The organism is Mariniflexile gromovii (assembly GCF_017814435.1).
In the GTDB taxonomy this organism is placed as follows: Bacteria; Bacteroidota; Bacteroidia; order Flavobacteriales; family Flavobacteriaceae; genus Mariniflexile; species Mariniflexile gromovii.
Genome location: NZ_JAGJCB010000019.1, coordinates 1 through 18,791 on the forward strand (window position 1 = coordinate 1; position 18,791 = coordinate 18,791).

Annotated in this window: 21 protein-coding genes; 15 read left to right on the forward strand and 6 right to left on the reverse strand. The window is 32.9% G+C overall.

Annotated elements, in window-relative coordinates; genetic code table 11:
* Nucleotides 1-261: 261 nt before the first annotated feature.
* A complete protein-coding gene (locus tag J8H85_RS15455; protein ID WP_209656111.1) occupies nt 262-669 on the reverse strand; it encodes a hypothetical protein in 408 nt (135 codons plus the stop codon).
* 120 nt (nt 670-789) lie between these two features.
* On the opposite strand from J8H85_RS15455, the gene J8H85_RS15460 reads away from it, so the two are divergent.
* Nucleotides 790-1,005, forward strand: a complete 216-nt coding sequence (locus J8H85_RS15460) for a hypothetical protein (protein ID WP_209656113.1) — start codon at nt 790-792, stop codon at nt 1,003-1,005.
* Here the strand turns inward: J8H85_RS15460 and J8H85_RS15465 are convergent.
* The 3 genes from J8H85_RS15465 to xerA all read right to left on the reverse strand — a co-directional run bounded on the left by J8H85_RS15465 (nt 980) and on the right by xerA (nt 3,515).
* The gene (locus J8H85_RS15465) at nt 980-1,273 is read right to left on the reverse strand and encodes a hypothetical protein (protein WP_209656114.1); all 294 of its coding nucleotides are present in this window, start codon (nt 1,271-1,273) and stop codon (nt 980-982) included. The genes J8H85_RS15460 and J8H85_RS15465 overlap by 26 nt on opposite strands.
* 230 nt (nt 1,274-1,503) lie before the next feature.
* On the reverse strand, nt 1,504-2,283 hold the full coding sequence (locus J8H85_RS15470; protein WP_209656116.1) for a hypothetical protein: 780 nt from the start codon (nt 2,281-2,283) through the stop codon (nt 1,504-1,506).
* Nucleotides 2,284-2,384: 101 nt separating this feature from the next.
* Complete coding sequence (gene xerA / locus J8H85_RS15475; RefSeq protein WP_209656118.1) at nt 2,385-3,515, reverse strand: site-specific tyrosine recombinase/integron integrase; 1,131 nt, start codon at nt 3,513-3,515, stop codon at nt 2,385-2,387.
* Nucleotides 3,516-3,606: 91 nt separating this feature from the next.
* Between xerA and J8H85_RS15480 the strand changes: the two genes are divergently transcribed.
* The gene (locus J8H85_RS15480) at nt 3,607-3,990 is read left to right on the forward strand and encodes a hypothetical protein (protein ID WP_209656120.1); all 384 of its coding nucleotides are present in this window, start codon (nt 3,607-3,609) and stop codon (nt 3,988-3,990) included.
* Between the two features lie 412 nt (nt 3,991-4,402).
* Here the strand turns inward: J8H85_RS15480 and J8H85_RS15485 are convergent, their stop codons facing one another.
* Nucleotides 4,403-6,103 (reverse strand): phytoene desaturase family protein, encoded by a 1,701-nt coding sequence (locus J8H85_RS15485; protein ID WP_209656122.1) that lies wholly within the window; start codon nt 6,101-6,103, stop codon nt 4,403-4,405.
* A 267-nt stretch (nt 6,104-6,370) separates the two neighbouring features.
* On the opposite strand from J8H85_RS15485, the gene J8H85_RS15490 reads away from it, so the two are divergent.
* Nucleotides 6,371-6,976, forward strand: coding sequence for a hypothetical protein (locus tag J8H85_RS15490; RefSeq protein WP_209656124.1), 606 nt, complete (start codon nt 6,371-6,373; stop codon nt 6,974-6,976).
* 140 nt (nt 6,977-7,116) lie between these two features.
* Here J8H85_RS15490 and J8H85_RS15495 read toward each other — a convergent pair whose 3' ends face one another.
* On the reverse strand, nt 7,117-8,364 hold the full coding sequence (locus J8H85_RS15495) for an NAD(P)/FAD-dependent oxidoreductase (protein ID WP_209656126.1): 1,248 nt from the start codon (nt 8,362-8,364) through the stop codon (nt 7,117-7,119).
* A gap of 109 nt (nt 8,365-8,473) precedes the next feature.
* Here J8H85_RS15495 and J8H85_RS15500 point away from each other — a divergent pair, with 109 nt between their 5' ends.
* The 12 genes from J8H85_RS15500 (at nt 8,474) to J8H85_RS15555 (ending at nt 18,790) form a co-directional block, all read left to right on the forward strand.
* Entirely contained in the window at nt 8,474-10,009 is a 1,536-nt protein-coding gene (locus tag J8H85_RS15500; RefSeq protein WP_209656128.1) for an HAL/PAL/TAL family ammonia-lyase, read from the forward strand.
* 17 nt (nt 10,010-10,026) lie between these two features.
* Nucleotides 10,027-11,154, forward strand: coding sequence for a WG repeat-containing protein (locus tag J8H85_RS15505; RefSeq protein ID WP_209656130.1), 1,128 nt, complete (start codon nt 10,027-10,029; stop codon nt 11,152-11,154).
* A gap of 58 nt (nt 11,155-11,212) precedes the next feature.
* A complete protein-coding gene (gene fabG / locus J8H85_RS15510) occupies nt 11,213-11,944 on the forward strand; it encodes a 3-oxoacyl-ACP reductase FabG (protein WP_209656131.1) in 732 nt (243 codons plus the stop codon).
* A gap of 18 nt (nt 11,945-11,962) precedes the next feature.
* On the forward strand, nt 11,963-13,180 hold the full coding sequence (locus J8H85_RS15515; RefSeq protein ID WP_209656132.1) for a beta-ketoacyl-[acyl-carrier-protein] synthase family protein: 1,218 nt from the start codon (nt 11,963-11,965) through the stop codon (nt 13,178-13,180).
* A 6-nt stretch (nt 13,181-13,186) separates the two neighbouring features.
* A complete protein-coding gene (locus J8H85_RS15520; protein WP_209656235.1) occupies nt 13,187-13,429 on the forward strand; it encodes an acyl carrier protein in 243 nt (80 codons plus the stop codon).
* Between the two features lie 19 nt (nt 13,430-13,448).
* Nucleotides 13,449-14,339, forward strand: a complete 891-nt coding sequence (locus J8H85_RS15525) for an LpxL/LpxP family acyltransferase (protein WP_209656133.1) — start codon at nt 13,449-13,451, stop codon at nt 14,337-14,339.
* A gap of 92 nt (nt 14,340-14,431) precedes the next feature.
* On the forward strand, nt 14,432-15,355 hold the full coding sequence (locus J8H85_RS15530) for a dialkylrecorsinol condensing enzyme DarA (protein ID WP_209656134.1): 924 nt from the start codon (nt 14,432-14,434) through the stop codon (nt 15,353-15,355).
* 9 nt (nt 15,356-15,364) lie between these two features.
* A complete protein-coding gene (locus tag J8H85_RS15535; protein ID WP_209656135.1) occupies nt 15,365-16,498 on the forward strand; it encodes a beta-ketoacyl-ACP synthase III in 1,134 nt (377 codons plus the stop codon).
* Entirely contained in the window at nt 16,499-16,930 is a 432-nt protein-coding gene (locus J8H85_RS15540; protein WP_209656136.1) for a hypothetical protein, read from the forward strand.
* On the forward strand, nt 16,930-17,388 hold the full coding sequence (locus J8H85_RS15545) for an ABC transporter permease (protein ID WP_209656139.1): 459 nt from the start codon (nt 16,930-16,932) through the stop codon (nt 17,386-17,388). The genes J8H85_RS15540 and J8H85_RS15545 overlap by 1 nt, the downstream gene beginning before the upstream one ends.
* Nucleotides 17,389-17,397: 9 nt before the next feature.
* Entirely contained in the window at nt 17,398-17,805 is a 408-nt protein-coding gene (locus J8H85_RS15550) for a hypothetical protein (protein ID WP_209656141.1), read from the forward strand.
* Nucleotides 17,795-18,790 carry a BtrH N-terminal domain-containing protein gene (locus J8H85_RS15555; RefSeq protein ID WP_209656142.1) on the forward strand — a complete coding sequence of 332 codons (996 nt, stop codon included), beginning with the start codon at nt 17,795-17,797 and terminating at the stop codon, nt 18,788-18,790. The genes J8H85_RS15550 and J8H85_RS15555 overlap by 11 nt, the downstream gene beginning before the upstream one ends.
* Nucleotide 18,791: the final 1 nt, after the last annotated feature.

Below are 18,791 nucleotides of genomic sequence, written 5' to 3' on the forward strand. Positions count from 1 at the left end.
ATCACACATTTATAGCAAGTGGACAGGTTTATTATAACTTATAATCATACAGATGCTGGTGACCATCATGTTTTAGAATGGATCACATATAGGATGCGGAGCAAGTTATTTAAAAGGCCATTGGAATATTGATAATCCTATCGGAATTATCAACATTCCAACACCACAGAATCATCATTATGAGATAATTAAAATATAAATATTAACTTTGAAGAACTAGGCTAGTGCTTTTCATAGGACATGGTGTTGTGTTTTAGTTTTTTATTTTTCAATCCTTGTCTTTTCAATATGTTCATACACTTTAGAAAAGGTCTGGTCTATTTCGGTTAACTTTTTTGTGTTAGTCTTTATTAAATCTGAATTCAATTTGTAAAGCGTTCTTATGTGACCGATTAGAATATTAAAAACTAATGTTGCTACTATTATTATGAATAAAGCAATGTTCTTAAAGGTTGGTTCTGTGGTTTTGAAAAAAATCAAATACGCAATAGTGCCTAATGGTAATATGTATGCTAAACTAAACCATAAAACCTTAATTGCTTTAATATTTTTTAGTTTCTTTATTGGGCGAGTTTCCGCGTATTTTCTTTTCATAAAACTCCAAATTTCAGCTACAATAACACCTACTATTGCGCCAATCATTATTTCAGAAGGATTAATGTCGCTCATGTTTATTATATGGTTTAATATTTTTATTAGAATTTACGTTGATGTTTTTTTAGATAAAGTTTTTAAAGTCAGTCGCACGTAACAGTTGCATAATGCTAAGGTCAGTCAAAATTTTAAGTTATGTCAGATACAGTTTTCAAAAGCCAGTCGGATGGTTGGATTTCAAAATATCCAGACACACTAAAGTCTATCGATGAAATGAATCATATAAATTCTTTATTTAAGGAATATCAAAAAAAATATCCGTTTACAGAAAATTTTTTTATAGCAAAAGACGAACATGACAAAGAATTATATATTATATCCGTAACTATTGATATTGACTCAATGACTTGATGTACTCAATGTTTTTCTCTACAAAAATAAAATTACCTGCTTTTCTCATTATTCCCACAATAGTATAGTCGTCACTACTTATTGCGTTTACAGAATAAGCCATTTCCTTATTCCAAAAGTCAAACCAATATATTTTATAATCCTTATCAATCAAATACTCAATAGGAACAATAAAGAATTTGTCGATAATTCCACCATTCCTAGACTCAACCCTTTTTTCTAAAGGCTTTAATTTTTTTAATAATTCTAATGCTTCATCTTTACTCATGTGTTGGTGGTTTTTGATTAAACACAACGGATTCGGCTATGATTAGTTCGGGAATTAATAGATGATTAACTTCCGATTAAGTACTTAGCCAAAACTTTTTATTTTGTTTTAATTTTATCATTTTCAAAGCCAAATCAAAAAGGTTTGGCGAACTTTATAAAAATACACTAAACTTTGGATTAAAAACCAAAACCCGTATTAATTATAGCCATTGTTGTGTGCAGTACTTTTTAGTTCAATTTAAATTTATCCAATAGGTCAATTCCAAACCTTTGACAGAAAAGTGCGAGTTCGTTGAATTCTTGATAATTGAATTCTATTCTTTGGTTTTCCGTAAAAAGTTTAGTTTTTGGTATTTCATTCATTTCCATTTTTGTTTCGGACGTTATAATGTCAAATCGTTCCAATATTTTTGTTTGTCCTTCATTTGTCAATTTCATTTCCCAAAACCACCATTTTAGTTTAAGCCCATTTTCTGTATTAAAATCTGTTGGTCTGACAATTCCATTTCTGTGTGCCAAGCATCTTCTTACTCTGTTTATTGTCTCGACTTCCGACTTGAATTTTAGAGGATATTTTAATGAGCTTTCAACTTTTTTAATTAAAGAAGGGAAGTTTTTGGTCGAATTGCTATCATTTGGTTCAAAGATTAATTCTTTGAATTTCTCTAAAGTCAATTTATTATTTTTTTGGATTTTTTCATTCAAATCGATTATATGTGAAAAGCTAATTAACAACTCAGTTAAGGCTGAGATTAAATCTTCAAATCCTTTTTTCAAAATCCAATACTTAAAATTCTCTTTGCTTTGTTCCAAAGTCAAATTTCCGATTGGTGTTTGCATAAAAATGGAATCTTCTTGCGAACTTAGAGATTCAGGTAATTCCGTTGTAGTTTCAAGTGCGTTCATTCCGAAAAACACAGAATTCGTGCATTCAGCCAATTTACTATTCAGAGTTATAAGTAAATCAGGTGGATTTAATTGTAATGTTGCTGTTAAATTCTCACTCATTTTTTCGTATTGCACACAACAATGGTATAATAAACATTATGTTTATTATACTGCCAATTTAAGATATATTGAACATATGTTCTATATATCTTTTATATTTTTTAATCGTCTAGCGGATTTATTATTTTTTTAAAAGTAGTGGTCGCAACATGCGTATAAATTTCTGTGGTCTTGCTAGAACTATGCCCCAACAAAACTTGAATTTGCCTCAAATCTACACCTGCCTCTAATAAATGTGTCGCAAAACTATGTCTGAGCATATGTGGAGTTACAGGTATCTTTATTCCGGCCTTTTCAGCAGCGTTTAGTACTATCTTCCCAATACTTTGACCTGAATATTGCTTGCCATACGCACCCTCAATGATATACCGTTCCGGTTTGTATTGTTTATAATAGTCGCGTAAATCTTTTAATAATGCATGCGATAATAAGGTGTATCGATCCTTATTGCCTTTCGCCGCTTCCACACGTATCAACATGCGTTTGCTATCAATATCCGTAATTTTTAAATTCACGAGTTCATTTCTTCGCATGCCAGATGAATATAGAAGACTAACAATACATTTGTGCTTTAAGTTATTTGTATTGGATATAATGTTTAGCACGTCTTCTTTTGAAAGTATTTTTGGTAATTTCTTTTCTTTTCTAGGTCTTTCTATTTGGTAAAACCTATTGGGCATTCCCAGAACAGATTCGTAATAAAATTTAATGCTGTTAATGGCGGAATTAATATATGAGTTCGATTTGTCTTCTTGTACGAGTTTTAAAATGTAACTTCTTACATCACTTTCATTAATGGCTATTAATTCCTTAGCATGGTAATAATTAATAAATGCCTCAAAAGCAGATACATATGATTTTACTGTATTATTTGCATATTTCTTTAATTCTAGTTTATCTAGGTAGCTAGTAGGGCAAACTCTGTAATTGTCTGGAAGTTCTCTTTTTCTAAACCACGTAATATCTATATCCTCATTATTTTCTTTTGTAATATTTTTATCAAAAAAATGATTGCAATTAACCCAAACAACACCATTAAATATTTCGAAAATCTTAGCAAGGTTTTCTTTACTGTTCAAAACGTAAGCCATATTAAAACTAATACTCCATTTTACATCTGGTAATTGCTTAACAAGGGCATGGATAACCTTATCAGTGTTGAACTGTAAACCTATATACCTTTTTTCTTTGATCAAAAGATGTTTTAATGTAATGCTCCTGCCTTTGTACATCGTTTTTTTTTATGCAAGTTAAAATAGGTAAACAAATTAGTCGTACCTTATTCGAATATGATTCGTATAAAATGCGTTTAAATTAAATATCATGAGAATTTATAAGGATTGTTTACATTGTGGTAAAGAATTGAATGGAAGAACCGATAAGAAATTTTGTGACCCGCAATGTAAAAGCGGATATCAATATCAAAAAGAAAAGCAAAATCCAGAACGGTTTTATAACAAGGTAGACAACCAACTAAAACTGAACAGAAAAATACTTAAGGAATTTAATAAAGGCGGTAAGGTTACTGTTAGAGCTGAAGTTTTAAACGAATTGGGGTTTAATTATAACTTTTTTACACACTATTGGAAAAACACCAAGGGAGATGTTTATCTGTTTGTTTATGAATATGGTTTCCTAAAAAAAACTGAATTTGGGAAGGATAAATATGTATTGGTTACATGGCAGGAATATATGGAAAAAGCATAAAGTTTAGATAATTTAGAGCAAATTAAATGCAGAACTATTTAGAACCTACTATTTCAATCGTTTTGAATAAAACTCAATTATCAAATTCCTTTAGATAAGATTGTGTAATACTAATATTTTGTTGGCCCAGAGATGCACTAATAATGTTGGTAGCGAGTCCTTCTCGTTTTTAAACAGTTAGTAAAACTATGTCTGGCTACAAAACTGTTTATGGGTTTGGCTATTCTACATATTTAGGCCATTTCTTTTAATTCCTTGTTATAGCGTTGAAGGGTTTTGTGTTTAGCAATGGCAACGGGGTTAAGGTGTCTTTTAAAAGAATGGGAAACACATATTTAGTATTAATGGAAAACTCTTTATTATTTTTAAAGGGACACATTAATAAAAAACACCAAAGTGATTGCTCATTGAATCATAATAAATCCCTAGATTCCAGTTTACTACGCTTCATCTTTATTTTTTTAAGCATCCAATCAGGGTAGTTGCTATTGTTTTCTGCTTCAAAAACCCTTAAATGTTGGTCGGGTGATGGTTTAATCAAATCATCTTGTCGACAACCTAAAATACGGGCGGCTGTTTGCACACCTGAGTAACTTGCGCCCGAAATGCCATGAGATACAATACTGGCACCACACATATATAAGCTTTCTATTTCTGTTTTCGCTTTGTAGGCAAATGGGCCAATATGTTTTAGGCTTTTTTCAGTGCCATAAACATTGCCACGTGTTGAATGAATATAGTATTTATTGGTTAGTGGTGTGCCTAATTCTTGTTGTACCACATGATTTGAAATACCAGGAATTACTTTCTCTAAAGTCACAAAAAATTTAGCAATTATCTGTTCTTTAAATTTTAAATATGCTTCAGAACGATCTGTGTTTTCACCATGAAAATCATTAAAAGCATCATAATTAATATAAGTAATGGCTTCTAAAGTATGATGTTTGCCATCAAAACTAATAGGATCTTTTAATGTGGTGCAACTAATAAACATTCCAGAAAACTCTTCGCCTTCTAAAATATTGTTTTTCTGCATATCAGTAAACAAATCATCCATATTTTCATTTGGCAAACGCCATATGTTTCCAGAATCTATGCCTGCTTTTGTAACGTCCATAGCTACCGTTAAAAAAAGCATTAAAGAGGTGCATGAATATTCCGTTTTATTAAGTTTTTTCTTTAATTTATTACTTAAATGATTTTCTCCTATCAACTTTAGGTAGGTAGTTGCTGGATCTGCATTGGAAATAATATATTTGGCATATATGTGTTCACCATTTACCAATTTTACTCCTGTCGCTTTTTTTCCTTTACCATTAGTTTCTATAAGAATGTGTTTTATAGCGGTACTGGTTTTTATGATGCCATTTTTTGCTTTTATGGCGTTTGTCATCGATTTTACAATAGCACCACCACCTCCCATGGGGTAAAAACCACCAACATGGTAATGGTACATAATTGCTGCATGCATTATAAAACTAGCTTTTTCAGGAGGTAATCCATGATTGCCAAACTGAATACTTAAAATACGCTTTAGTAGTGGGTCTTTAAAGTACCAGCCCAAAACGCGTTTTAGGCTGAATGGAAAATATTTCCCCATGTGTTTTGTGCGAAACGGAATGGTAATAAGTTGCCAAAAACCTTTCACTTTTGGTAATAAACCTATCTGTTTACCTATATTTATAATGAGTTTTAAATATTTCACAATATTTTTCCGCTCATCAGGAAAGCGCTGAATCAATCGATCTTCAAATAATTTAAAATCTGTAGGATAATCAAAACGTTCATCTCCTATCTGACAATGCTCAAAGGAATCTGGTTTTTGACGATAAAATACCATATCATTAGCTATGCCTAAACCTTCATAAAGTTCACTTGTAGATAAGCCGTTTCCAACCAATCCAACATAGTGTACTCCAGGTGTAAAACGGTGCCCATTAAGATAAAAACTATGGCACCAACCACCAGGAACATCGTGCTGTTCTAAAACCAATACTTTTTGTCCGGCTCTTGATAAGCATATGGCCGCTGCTAATCCGCCAACGCCAGAACCTATAATAATAGTATCAAATGTCTTGTTATTTAGGTCTTTGGAAAGGGTATCCGTTGGCATTTACGGGCGTATTTAAGTTCTATTGTTTTAAGTTGAACTATGTAAATGTAACCATTTTTAAAGATAGATATTGAAACTATTTTTTAAGTTCACTTTGTTTTTCAGTCCGTTACAATTAAATGGATTGTTTGTAATGTATAATGCAGTATACGAGTCTCTTATCCAGTAAGATAAGTTTATTCCATCTGGCGTAAATATTTTATGACATAAAAAGACGTTTAGCTAAAAATAAATTTATAAATTCATCGGCTAACAAATAAGTCTATTATGAAAAAACAAGTATCTATTATTTTGGTATTATTCTGTACCACATTCATGTTTGCTCAAAAAGCAGATATTCTTAAGGGTGATTGGAAAAATTTAAAAGGAATTAAAGAGTTCAATTTGGTGTTTGATTACTCAAATTTAGAAATTCCTAAGTTTGAAAACGAAGAAGCCTTTTTAAAGGACAAAATGGACAAAAGGAATGAAAAAGAGCCAGGAGATGGTGAGCGCTTTAAAAAATCGTGGTTTGCTGATAGAGAAGATAGATACGAACCTAAGTTTATTGAATCGTTTAACAAACGATGGGAAAATAATGAGGTACAGGTAGGTAAAGATTTAGCTGATGCTGAATATACCATTAAAATACATACTACATTTATGTATCCAGGTTACAACGTGGGTGTTATGAGACAAAACTCTAAAATTGATGCGATATTATCTTTTTATAAAAACGACAATCCGAGTGAGATAATATTTGAAATAAAATATACAAAAGCAGAAGGTTATGGTGCTTTTGGAAACGATTACAATTCTGGATATAGAATTTCTGAAGCTTACGCAAAACTAGCTAAAACGTTTGCTGCCCATTTAGAAAAGAAAGCAAAATAAAAACAATAAGCATTTAAAGAAAAAGCTGTCTAAAAAGTGTATTGTATTTACTTTGTCAGGTTGAGCTTGTCGAAACCGATATTGATTATCGATAAGTTAAAATATTTCGACAGGCTCAATATGACACAAAATCACACTTTTTAGACAGCTTTTTCGTTTTTATTCATATTGAGTAAATGGGCCAAATTTTTAATAAGCCTATCATGTTTTTTTACAAAAGGATTCGTTTCATCCCAAACATAACCCGCTAATACGGCACATATTTGTTTTTTTACATCGGGGTTTTCAGGTCTATGAAAAAATAAGGTTTGTAAATTACCAGTATACCATTCTTTAACATACGTAGAAAAAACGTTCACACCCTTCATAATATATTGGGTGTATTCAACCTCCCAATCTACAGATTCATTATTCAATTCTTTGGTGATAAGTTTTGCGGCTTTTAAAGCAGATTCGGTTGCAAATGTAACTCCCGATGAAAAAACAGGGTCTAAAAACTCGGCACTATTTCCTGTTAAAGCATACCCTTTGCCATAAAGTTGAGTAACCGATTTGGAATAGTTTTTTATGCTAGCGGGTTTAAACTTAAAATCCAAACCTTCAAAACGTTTGCTATAATAGTTGCTAAGCTTTAGCATGTCCTGCAACTGTTTTGTGGTATCGCCTTCAAAAGAATCGATAAATTCTGTTTTTCCAACAAAACCAATACTGGTATCTCCATTAGAGAAGGGAATGACCCAAAACCATGTATCTAAACCCAAAACATCAAATGTAATAAGGGTTCCCTCTACACCTTCAGGACGATTAATATCTTTAACATGGGTAAATATGGAGGAATGTTCTGGTATTGAAGATGGTTTATCTAAATTTAATAATCTAGGTAGCACACGGCCATAGCCGCTAGAATCTATAATATGCTTAGCTTCTACAGAATATAATTCACCGTGTTCATCTTTAATGGTCGTTTTAGAAGCACCGTCATCATTAAAATCCACATCAATTACTTCGTGTTCAAAAGCTATATCAACACCTCTATTTACAAGTTCTTTCGCTATAACATTATCAAAATCTGCACGGGGCACTTGCCAAGTCCAATCCCAGCCTTCAGAATGTTTTATACTAAAGTCGAAGTTACAAACAACGCCGTCTCTCATAAACCGAGCACCACGCTTTTTCTCAAAGCCATAATCGTTTAAAACATTTAGTAAGCCAACTTCTTCAAAATGGTCCATACACCTAGGCAGTAAACTTTCGCCTATTACAAACCTTGGGAACTTACTTTTTTCAACAACTTTAATCTTTTTTCCTTGGTTGAAAAGATAAGAGGCCGCTATACATCCAGAAGGGCCAGCACCAATAATTAAAACATCAACCTTAACCTCTTTCATATTAATAATAGTGTATAATCATTTATTATACTAAATTTGCCTTCAAAAATAACTACAATTGTTTTAGTTATTTAAATTTAGTATAATTTTTTTTGATTAAAACATTTAGATGCTCATATTTAACGGAAAACTTGGAATAGAAGATTTTTATAAAATTATTATTGAAAACAAGTCTATTCAAATAGAAGATTCTACCATTAAAGCCGTAGAAGAAAGTTTTAACTTTTTAAAGAAATTTTCAGGAAACAAGATTATTTATGGTGTAAATACGGGCTTTGGCCCTATGGCTCAGTATAAAATCAAGGATTCTGAACGTATTCAATTGCAATACAACCTCATTCGAAGCCATGCATCTGGAACTGGTAACCCCATTTCACCCATGTATGTTAAAGCTGCCATGTTAGCCCGATTAAATACCTTATCGCTTGGGCATTCTGGTGTGCATAAATCGGTTATTGAATTAATGACTGAATTAATTAACCGAGGCATTACACCATTAATTTACGAGCATGGAGGTGTAGGTGCTAGTGGCGATTTGGTTCAATTGGCTCATTTAGCACTTGTATTGATTGGCGAAGGTGAAGTGTTTTATAAAGGGGAACTTTTAGCAACTAAAAAGGTGTTTGAAATAGAAAACCTGAAACCTATTTCAGTAGAAATTAGAGAAGGTTTGGCCTTAATGAACGGCACTTCTGTAATGACGGGTGTTGGTATAGTAAACACCATTTATACGAGGCGCCTATTAAATTGGATGATTGCATGTTCGGCAGCCATAAATGAAATTGTGGAGGCTTATGATGATCATTTATCTTATGAATTGAACCAAACTAAAAAGCATATTGGCCAGCGAGAAATTGCTAAACAAATGCGCGAACACCTTAAAGACAGTAAATTAACCAGAAAAAGAGAGCACCATTTATACGACAACAATAATGATGATGTAGCTGTTTTTGAAGATAAAGTACAAGAATATTATTCCCTACGATGTGTTCCACAAATTTTAGGACCTATTTTGGATACACTTAATAATGTTGATAAAATTTTAATTGAAGAAGTAAACTCTGCTAACGATAACCCTATTGTATACGTGGCTAAAGAGCATGTGTACCACGGTGGAAATTTCCATGGTGATTATGTGTCGTTAGAGATGGATAAGCTTAAAATTGTAGTTACTAAATTGACCATGCTGGCAGAACGACAGCTCAATTATTTATTAAATAAGAATTTAAACAATATACTGCCACCATTTGTTAATCTTGGAAAACTTGGTTTAAACTTTGGGATGCAAGGTGTGCAATTTACGGCCACATCAACAACTGCTGAAAACCAAACATTATCCAACCCCATGTATGTGCACAGTATTCCCAATAACAATGACAATCAAGACATTGTAAGTATGGGAACAAATGCCGCATTAATGACCAAAAAAGTTGTTGAAAATGCCTTTGAAGTTTTGGCTATTGAAACTATAACCATTATTCAGGCCATTGAATATTTGAAAGTTCAAGATAAAGTGTCTTCAAAAACTAAAAAAATGTATGATGTTATAAGAAATATTGTTCCTATATTTACTGAAGACGTTGTTATGTACCCGTATGTAAATCAGGTAAAAGACTATATTATTAATAACAAAATAGATCAATAAACTTAAAATTTTTATTTATGAAAGTAAAAATTCTATTCGTGGCATTGTTTTTTGTTGGAGTAACTATCAATGCACAAGAGCTAGCTTTAGCTAATGAAAACGGACTGTTTGGTTATATAACCAAAACTGGAGATTGGCAAATTAAGCCACAATTTGCAATTGCAAAAAATTTCTCTGGAGATTTGGCTGAAGCCATGAATAGTAACAAAAAATGGGGTTTTATTAACAGAAAAGGCGAATGGGTTATACAACCAACATTTGATAAAACAAAAGCCTTTAATTCGGGTATAGCCGTTGTTTTGAACGATAAAGAATGGTTTTATATTAATACGAAAGGCGAAAAAGTTCTAACCGATGTTGCAACCGATAAAATTTATGATTTTGAGGAAGGTATGGCAATCATTAGACGTGGCGATAATGTAGGCTTTATAAATACTTCGGGAAAAGTAGTTGTCGAGCCAAAATTTGCTAAAGTTTTCGATTATACAAATGGATATTCTAAAGTAAAAGAAGGCGAAAAATGGGGGCTAATTGATAAAAATGGCAACTATTTTGTAAAAGCAGAGTACGATGGCGTTAGTAATGTTTACAACGGAAATGTAGTTGCACAATTAGGAGATAGTCATGGACTAATTATTAATGGTGAATTTAAAAAAGTAGAAGGCGCCGAAGAAATATGGGATTTTTCAGTAAATGGAGATTTAACCTATGCAAAGAAAAACGGTCTGATTGGTTTCATCAACAAAAAAGGCGAATGGGTTGTAGAACCAAGCTTTGATAAAGCACGGGCTTTTGTGAATGGATTAGCACCCGTATACAGAAACAAACAATGGGGTTATATAGATACCACAGGAAAAGTAGTTATTTCAATGCAATATAAAGATGCCGAAATTTTTAGTGAAGATGGTTTGGCTCCCGTTAAATTGAATAAGGATTGGGGCTTTATAGATAAAACAGGAAAATTAGCCATTAAAGATGTATATGATATTACTGCTGGAGGTTTTTCAATATTCCAAAAAAACAACCCAAAAGGTTTTATAGATGGCTTATCAAGGGTTAAGGAAAATAAGGTTTGGGGGTATATAAATACAAAAGGTGAAGTACTAAAAAACAAATGGTACGAAAACTTAGAGTTATTTAATTAATACAAAGCTAAAACAATAGGGTTCTTTAATACCCTCATAAAATCAATACAAACAACAAATGAAGTGCGCTTTAATAACAGGTGGTTCTAGAGGTATAGGGAAAGCCATTTGCATTCAACTTGCAAAAGATACAGATTATCACATTTTAATAAATTATAACAGTAATGAAAATGCTGCTAAAGACACATTAAAAGAAGTGGAAGCTGCAGGAAATACAGGTGAAATTATAGCGTTTAATGTTAGTGATGCAGAGCAAGTAAAATCGCAACTGGATACTTGGCAAGATAACAACCCTGACGCGTTGATAGAAGTTGTTATTAATAATGCAGGAATAACAAAAGATGGACTGTTTATGTGGATGCCTAAAGAAGATTGGCAAAACGTTATCGACACCTCATTAAATGGTTTCTTTAATGTAACCAATCACCTCATCCAAAAAATGTTGCGCAACCGTTATGGCCGTATTATTAATATAGCTTCGGTTTCAGGTGTTAAAGGAACAGCAGGACAAACTAATTATTCTGCGGCTAAAGGAGCGCTTGTAGCAGTAACCAAGGCTTTAGCTCAAGAAGTCGCAAAACGTAATATCACGGTGAACGCTGTGGCTCCCGGTTTTATAAAATCTGAGATGACCATGGATTTGGACGAGAAAGAGCTAAAAAAATTGGTACCGGCCAACCGTTTTGGAGAAGCACAGGAAGTAGCAGATTTGGTTTCTTTTTTGGTTTCCAATAAAGCTTCTTATATTACTGGTGAAGTTATCAATATTAACGGAGGAATTTACTCATAATATAATCTTGTAGTAAAAATGGAGAGAGTGGTCATCACTGGAATGGGAATTTATTCCTGTATTGGGAAAAACCTAGATGAGGTAAAAACTTCATTGTACAACGGTAAATCTGGGATTGTTTTTGATGAAGATCGAAAAGATTTTGGTTATCGTTCCCCATTAACGGGGATGGTTGAAACTCCCGATTTAACAAAACAACTTTCACGAAGAGAACGCATTAGTCTTGGCGATGAAGGTGCGTATGCTTATGTAGCAACTATGGAGGCTTTAAATAACGCAAAAATCTCCCAAGAATTTTTAAATGAAAATGAAGTAGGAATCCTTTATGGTAACGATAGTACAGCAAAAGCGGTTGTAGATTCTGTTGATAAAATTAGGGATAAGAAAGACACCACTTTAGTTGGTTCTGGCGCCATTTTTCAGGCCATGAATTCAACGGTCACCATGAATCTATCTACTTTATTCAAACTTAAAGGAATAAATTTTACCATAAGTGCAGCGTGTGCAAGTGGTTCACATGCTATAGGTATGGCCTATCAGCTAATTAAAAGCGGTCTGCAAGATTGTATTATTTGTGGTGGTGCCCAGGAAATAAACAAATATGTTATGGGTAGTTTTGATGGCCTTGGCGTATTTGGTATGAATTTAGAAAACCCAGAAAAAGCATCCAGACCATTTGATAAGCATAGAGATGGATTGGTACCAAGTGGAGGTGCAGCAACATTAATAGTAGAAAGTTATGATTCTGCAATAAAACGGGGCGCACCCATTTTAGCAGAAATATTAGGTTATGGGTTTTCTTCTAATGGAGAACATATATCTACCCCCAATGTAGACGGCCCATCTAAAGCGATGTTTAAGGCCATTGCACAAGCTAACCTAAAACCATCCGATATAGATTATGTGAATGCCCATGCAACCTCTACACCTGTTGGAGATGCCAATGAAGCCAAAGCCATATTTCAGGTTTTTGGGGAAAATGGACCCTATGTAAGTTCTACAAAATCAATGACAGGACATGAATGTTGGATGGCCGGTGCTAGTGAGGTTATTTATTCTATGTTAATGCTACAGTATGGTTTTATAGCTCCTAATATTAATTTAGACGAGCCGGACGACGATGCAAAGAAATTAAACCTAGTAAGAAAAACGCTAGATAAAAAATTTGATGTATTTTTGTCGAACTCTTTTGGATTTGGAGGGACAAATTCAGCATTAATAATAAAAAAATTATAGTATATGATGACTAAAGAGGTTATTATTGAAAAAATAAATGCCTTTCTTATAGATGAGTTTGAGGTTGATGGTGAAGACATTACTCCCGAGGCTAATCTGAAGGATACACTTGAATTAGATAGTTTGGACTTTGTGGATCTTGTGGTTTCTATTGAATCTAATTTTGGTGTTAAATTAGTTGGCGAAGATTTTATAAATGTAGTGTCGCTCCAAGACTTCTACAATCTTATTGAGAACAAACTAGCCTAAATATTACTTAAAAATAATTATGACTGCCGATTGGCAAGGAAAGTCCAGAGGAACCGTTTTAGGGTACAAAATTTTTGTGTTTTGTATGAAAAACTTTGGAGTAAGCTCTGCTTATTTCATACTGTATTTTGTGGCTTTTTATTTTTGTTTTTTTGCAAGAGAAAGCACCAAGGCAAGTTATTATTACTTCCGTAAAAGAAGAAAAAACAGTAAAGTTAAAAGTGTTATTAACGTCTACAAAAGTTACTATGTATTTGGGCAAACTATTATAGACAAAGTCGCCATTTCATCTGGTTTGCGAGACAAATTCACCTATCATTTTGATGGTATAGAACTTATAAATAAAACACTAAAACAAAAAAAAGGAGGCATTCTCATTAGTGCACATGTTGGTAACTTTGAGATTGCCGAACATTTTTTTGGTGAACTGGAAGAAAACGCTTCCATAAGTATTTTAACTACAGATTCTGAACATTCAGCAATAAAAGAGTATTTAGAAAGCGTTACTAAAAAGCCAAGCGTTAATTTAATTTTTATTCAAGAAGACTTCTCCCATATTTTTGAAATAAATGCAGCTTTGGCAAGAAATGAGCTTGTTTGCATCACAGGAGATAGATATATTAAAGGCTCAAAATATTTAATAGAAGATTTATTAAATGAAACGGCAAAATTTCCTGCGGGCCCATTTTTATTAGCTTCAAGGTTAAAAGTACCTGTACTATTTGTGTATGTTATGAAAGAAACTAACAAACATTACCATCTTTTTACCAGAAAAGCTGAAGCAAAACATAGAGACGCCCAAGCGCTTTTAAAAGAATATACTGAAAGTTTAACATGGATGCTAGGGAAATACCCTTTACAATGGTTTAACTATTTTGATTTTTGGGAAGTAAAAGAAAATAAAAATTAAACAAGATATCCAATAATAACTAAAAGTTTTATATTTGAGAGCAATGATTATAAGCATCCTCCTGACCAATAGAGTACCATTAATCTAAATATATGAAGCATATTTTAGTTATACATTATTCGCAAACAGGACAGCTTACAGAAATTGTAAACAATATTGTTTCTCCTTTAGATACAGAACACCATCAGGTAGATTATTATAAAATTGAAATGGAAAAGCCATTTCCTTTTCCCTGGAAAAAATCGGAGTTTTTTGCTGTTTTTCCTGAAACATTTCTTGAAATCCCTGACAAAATACATAGCGTTCCCCAAGCAATTCTAAATAAAAAATACGATCTAATAATTTTAGGTTACCAAGTATGGTATTTATCACCTTCAATACCTATCAATTCATTTTTAAAGACGCCTGAAGCGAAAAAAATTCTGGCCAATACACCTGTGGTAACTGTAATAGGTTGCAGAAATATGTGGATTATGGCACAAGAGAAAATGAAGAAAAAGTTAAAACCTCTTGAAGCAAATTTGGTAGGAAATATTGTTTTGGTAGACAGGCATATAAACCATATAAGCGTAATTACCATTGTTCACTGGATGTTTACTGGTAAAAAAGAGCGGTTTCTTGGTGTATTTCCAAAACCTGGTGTGTCTCAAAAGGACATTAATGAGTCGGTAAATTTTGGAACAATTATTTCAAATCACTTAAAAGAAAATAATTTATCACATTTACAAGATGCGCTTTTAAAAGAAGATGCAGTAAAAATTAAACCATTTTTAATTACTACAGACAAACGTGCAAGTATTATTTTTGCAAAATGGGCAAAATTAATTCAATCAAAAGGAGATCAAGATAGTCCGAATCGCCTTATTTGGATTAAATTTTTCAATTATTATTTATTATTCGCCATTTGGGTTATGGCTCCCATAGTTTTTATATTTTTTTTGATAACATATCTGTTTTCAATTAATAAAATAAATAAGGACAAATTGTATTATTCGTCTGTAAAATTAATAGAGTAAGAAATTAAAATGAAAGAAGTTTACATCAATAAAATTTCAAAATATTTACCTAATCGTCCTATTAGCAATGATGAAATGGAAGAAAAATTAGGTATTATTAACGGTAAAACTTCAAAGGGAAGGCGTATTGTTTTGCGTAATAACCAGATAAAAACAAGGTATTACGCCATAGATGACAATGGAAATATAACACATAATAACGCACAACTTGCTAAAGAAGCCATCATGGGCTTGTGTGATGATGATTTTAAAATTGAAGATATTCAATTGTTATCCTGTGGCACATCCAGTCCGGATCAAATGTTACCCTCACATGCAGCCATGGTTCATGGGTTTTTAAAAAATGGGAATATCGAAATAAACTCACCGTCCGGTGCCTGTTGCTCTGGTATGAATGCTCTTAAATATGGATATTTATCTGTAAAATCTGGACAAACCGAAAATGCTGTTTGTACAGGTTCCGAGCGTGCTTCAACATGGATTAAGTCTCAGATTTTTGAAGATGAATTAAAGTACTTAGAAACGCTTGAAGACAACCCTATTTTGGCTTTTAACAAAGATTTTTTACGATGGATGCTTTCTGATGGTGCCGGAGCTTTTTTGCTAGAAAATATACCAAAAGGAAACAATGCGCTTAAAATTGAATGGATGGAAGGCTACTCGTATGCTCACGAAATGGAAGCCTGTATGTACGCTGGAGGTGATAAAATGGAAGATGGCTTTTTAAAACCATGGAGTGAATATCCGTCGCATGAATGGAGTAAGAAATCAATTTTTGCTATTAAACAAGATGTTAAGCTGCTTGGTGAAAATATTTTAGTTAAAGGTGTAGATAGTTTAAAAAAGGCCATTGAAAAACATAATGTAAAACCTGAAAATATAGATTATTATTTACCACATATTTCCTCGTATTATTTTAAAGATAATTTATATAAAGAAATGGTGGCTCAAGGTGTTGAAATTCCTTGGGAAAACTGGTTTATGAACTTGAGTAAAGTGGGCAATGTTGGAGCAGGATCCATTTACATTATGCTTGAAGAATTGGTAAATTCTGGAAAACTTAAAAAAGGTGAGACTATATTATTGTCTGTTCCAGAAAGTGCTCGTTTTTCATATGCTTATGCGCTTTTAACCGTATGTTAAATGACAGATAAAAAACTACCCATAGCAAACGTTTCGCATTTAATTCCACAAAAGCCACCTTTTGTAATGGTCGATACTTTACTGGAATTTTCTGAAAATAAAATAACATCCAGTTTTAAAATTTCAGACACAAACCTTTTTATAAAAGACAGTCTTTTTTTAGAGTCAGGAGTTATTGAAAACATGGCACAAACCGTTGCATTACATACAGGTTACACCTATTTTTTAAGAGGTGAGAATGCACCAACAGGCTATATAGGTGCTATAAAAAAAGTTGACATATGGCAGCTTCCAAAACTAAATGAAACCATCACTACAAAAGCATCCATTTTGCAGGAGTTTATGGGTGTTACAATGGTTGAAGTGAAAGTATATAATGCTAATAGTGAAGAAATAGCTTCAGCTCAAATGAAAACGGTTATTGTAAGCTAATGAATAATATTGAATCTCTTGACGTATCAAAATTTTTACCACATAGAGCGCCTTTTCTAATGATAGATAAGATGTTGTCTGTTGATGAAAATCATGTGATAACGGCTTTTAAAATTCAACCAGATTGTATTTTTATAAACGATGGTGTTTTTAATGAAGTTGGATTGGTAGAAAATGCAGCCCAAACCTGTTCTGCCATAGTTGGTAAAAGTTATTTTGACGATGATGATGTAGAGGGCCACGGCACAAAACTTATTGGATTTATAAGTGCCATTAAAAAAGTGACCATTCACGGCTCTCCATTGGTTGGGCAAACCCTAATATCCAAAGCTAATTTAATATCGCGTTTTGATACAGACCATTACAGTATTTGTACCATAGAATGTGTTATTTCTGCTTCTGATAAAGAATTATTATCTTGTGAAATGAATCTGTTTATTCAGGAACTTAATGCGTAGTTTTTTAATATGAAGAAGAACGAAGTACCTCAAGATAAAAGTAATTTGGAATCTGTTAATTTCAAAGAACTTTGCTATGCTGTTGATGAAAATGGCGAATATACCACAGCACATAGTACGGGATGGGACCCCAAAACCATTGCCTTAAACAAAGCTATAGAAGAGATTCATGAACGTACAGAGAACGCAAAACAGCGTGTTTTAAATAATACCACAAGCCCTATTGAATATTACATGGAACTACATAAAATGGATTTGCCCATTCTTTCAAGCTATGTGGGTTTTTGGAAATGGCGGGTAAAACGGCATTTTAAACCCAAGGTTTTCAATAAATTACCTCAAAAAACACTTCAAAAATATGCTGATGTTTTTGATATAAGCATAGACAAACTAAAAAACATAGCAGATGGAAATTAAATTTACGCATCATCAATCGGCACATTGCGAAAATGGTGTGGTTTCTAATTTAATGAAACATAATGGCTTTAATATTAGTGAACCTATGGTTTTTGGTATTGGCTCCGGATTACTGTTTTGCTACATTCCATTTTTAAAGGTCAATCATGCACCAGCCATTACTTATAGGTCCATGCCAGGGTCTATTTTTAAACGTTTTGCCAAACGAGTGGGCATCAAAATAAAACATGAAAAATTTAGCAATCCTAAGGATGCAAAAGTACGATTGGACCAAAATTTAGCCAACAATAATCCAGTAGGCCTACAAGTAGGGGTGTATAATCTGGAATATTTCCCAGATGAATATCGCTTTCATTTCAACGCCCATAACTTAATTGTTTATGGCAAGGAAAATAACACCTATCTTATTAGTGATCCTGTTATGGAATCGGTAACGTCCTTATCAGAAAAGCAGCTTGAAAAAGTACGTTTTGCTAAGGGTGCTTTTGCTCCTAAAGGGCATATTTACTATCCAACAAATTTTCCAAAAGAACTTAATATTGAAAGTGCCATTATTAAAGGCATCAAACAAACTTGTAGAGATATGCTTGCTCCTGTGCCCATAGTGGGTGTAAAAGGTATAAGGATGGTAGCAAAACTTATTCGGAAATGGCCAAAAAAGAAAGGCACTAAAGTTGCAAATCATTATTTAGGGCAAATAGTAAGAATGCAAGAAGAAATAGGAACAGGCGGAGGCGGTTTTAGATATATTTTTGCGGCATTTTTGCAAGAATCCAGTAAAATTTTGAAGAACCCTAAATTAGCAGAGCTCTCCACTGAAATGACCCAAATAGGCGATTTATGGCGTGATTTTGCTCTTGATTTGTCGCGAATTTATAAAAACAGAAGTGCCAAAGAGGATGCATATAACAACGTTGCCATTCAATTGGAAACCATTGCAGATAAAGAAGAAGTGTTTTTTAAAGCATTAAAGAAAGCTATTTAAA

Excerpts from the sequence above, each read along its gene's own strand:
- J8H85_RS15455 (WP_209656111.1), bottom strand. The coding sequence starts at position 669 with ATGAGCGACATTAATCCTTCTGAAATAATGATTGGCGCAATAGTAGGT.
- J8H85_RS15460 (WP_209656113.1), top strand. The coding sequence starts at position 790 with ATGTCAGATACAGTTTTCAAAAGCCAGTCGGATGGTTGGATTTCAAAA.
- J8H85_RS15465 (WP_209656114.1), bottom strand. The coding sequence starts at position 1,273 with ATGAGTAAAGATGAAGCATTAGAATTATTAAAAAAATTAAAGCCTTTA.
- J8H85_RS15470 (WP_209656116.1), bottom strand. The coding sequence starts at position 2,283 with ATGAGTGAGAATTTAACAGCAACATTACAATTAAATCCACCTGATTTA.
- xerA (WP_209656118.1), bottom strand. The coding sequence starts at position 3,515 with ATGTACAAAGGCAGGAGCATTACATTAAAACATCTTTTGATCAAAGAA.
- J8H85_RS15480 (WP_209656120.1), top strand. The coding sequence starts at position 3,607 with ATGAGAATTTATAAGGATTGTTTACATTGTGGTAAAGAATTGAATGGA.
- J8H85_RS15485 (WP_209656122.1), bottom strand. The coding sequence starts at position 6,103 with ATGCCAACGGATACCCTTTCCAAAGACCTAAATAACAAGACATTTGAT.
- J8H85_RS15490 (WP_209656124.1), top strand. The coding sequence starts at position 6,371 with ATGAAAAAACAAGTATCTATTATTTTGGTATTATTCTGTACCACATTC.
- J8H85_RS15495 (WP_209656126.1), bottom strand. The coding sequence starts at position 8,364 with ATGAAAGAGGTTAAGGTTGATGTTTTAATTATTGGTGCTGGCCCTTCT.
- J8H85_RS15500 (WP_209656128.1), top strand. The coding sequence starts at position 8,474 with ATGCTCATATTTAACGGAAAACTTGGAATAGAAGATTTTTATAAAATT.
- J8H85_RS15505 (WP_209656130.1), top strand. The coding sequence starts at position 10,027 with ATGAAAGTAAAAATTCTATTCGTGGCATTGTTTTTTGTTGGAGTAACT.
- fabG (WP_209656131.1), top strand. The coding sequence starts at position 11,213 with ATGAAGTGCGCTTTAATAACAGGTGGTTCTAGAGGTATAGGGAAAGCC.
- J8H85_RS15515 (WP_209656132.1), top strand. The coding sequence starts at position 11,963 with ATGGAGAGAGTGGTCATCACTGGAATGGGAATTTATTCCTGTATTGGG.
- J8H85_RS15520 (WP_209656235.1), top strand. The coding sequence starts at position 13,187 with ATGACTAAAGAGGTTATTATTGAAAAAATAAATGCCTTTCTTATAGAT.
- J8H85_RS15525 (WP_209656133.1), top strand. The coding sequence starts at position 13,449 with ATGACTGCCGATTGGCAAGGAAAGTCCAGAGGAACCGTTTTAGGGTAC.
- J8H85_RS15530 (WP_209656134.1), top strand. The coding sequence starts at position 14,432 with ATGAAGCATATTTTAGTTATACATTATTCGCAAACAGGACAGCTTACA.
- J8H85_RS15535 (WP_209656135.1), top strand. The coding sequence starts at position 15,365 with ATGAAAGAAGTTTACATCAATAAAATTTCAAAATATTTACCTAATCGT.
- J8H85_RS15540 (WP_209656136.1), top strand. The coding sequence starts at position 16,499 with ATGACAGATAAAAAACTACCCATAGCAAACGTTTCGCATTTAATTCCA.
- J8H85_RS15545 (WP_209656139.1), top strand. The coding sequence starts at position 16,930 with ATGAATAATATTGAATCTCTTGACGTATCAAAATTTTTACCACATAGA.
- J8H85_RS15550 (WP_209656141.1), top strand. The coding sequence starts at position 17,398 with ATGAAGAAGAACGAAGTACCTCAAGATAAAAGTAATTTGGAATCTGTT.
- J8H85_RS15555 (WP_209656142.1), top strand. The coding sequence starts at position 17,795 with ATGGAAATTAAATTTACGCATCATCAATCGGCACATTGCGAAAATGGT.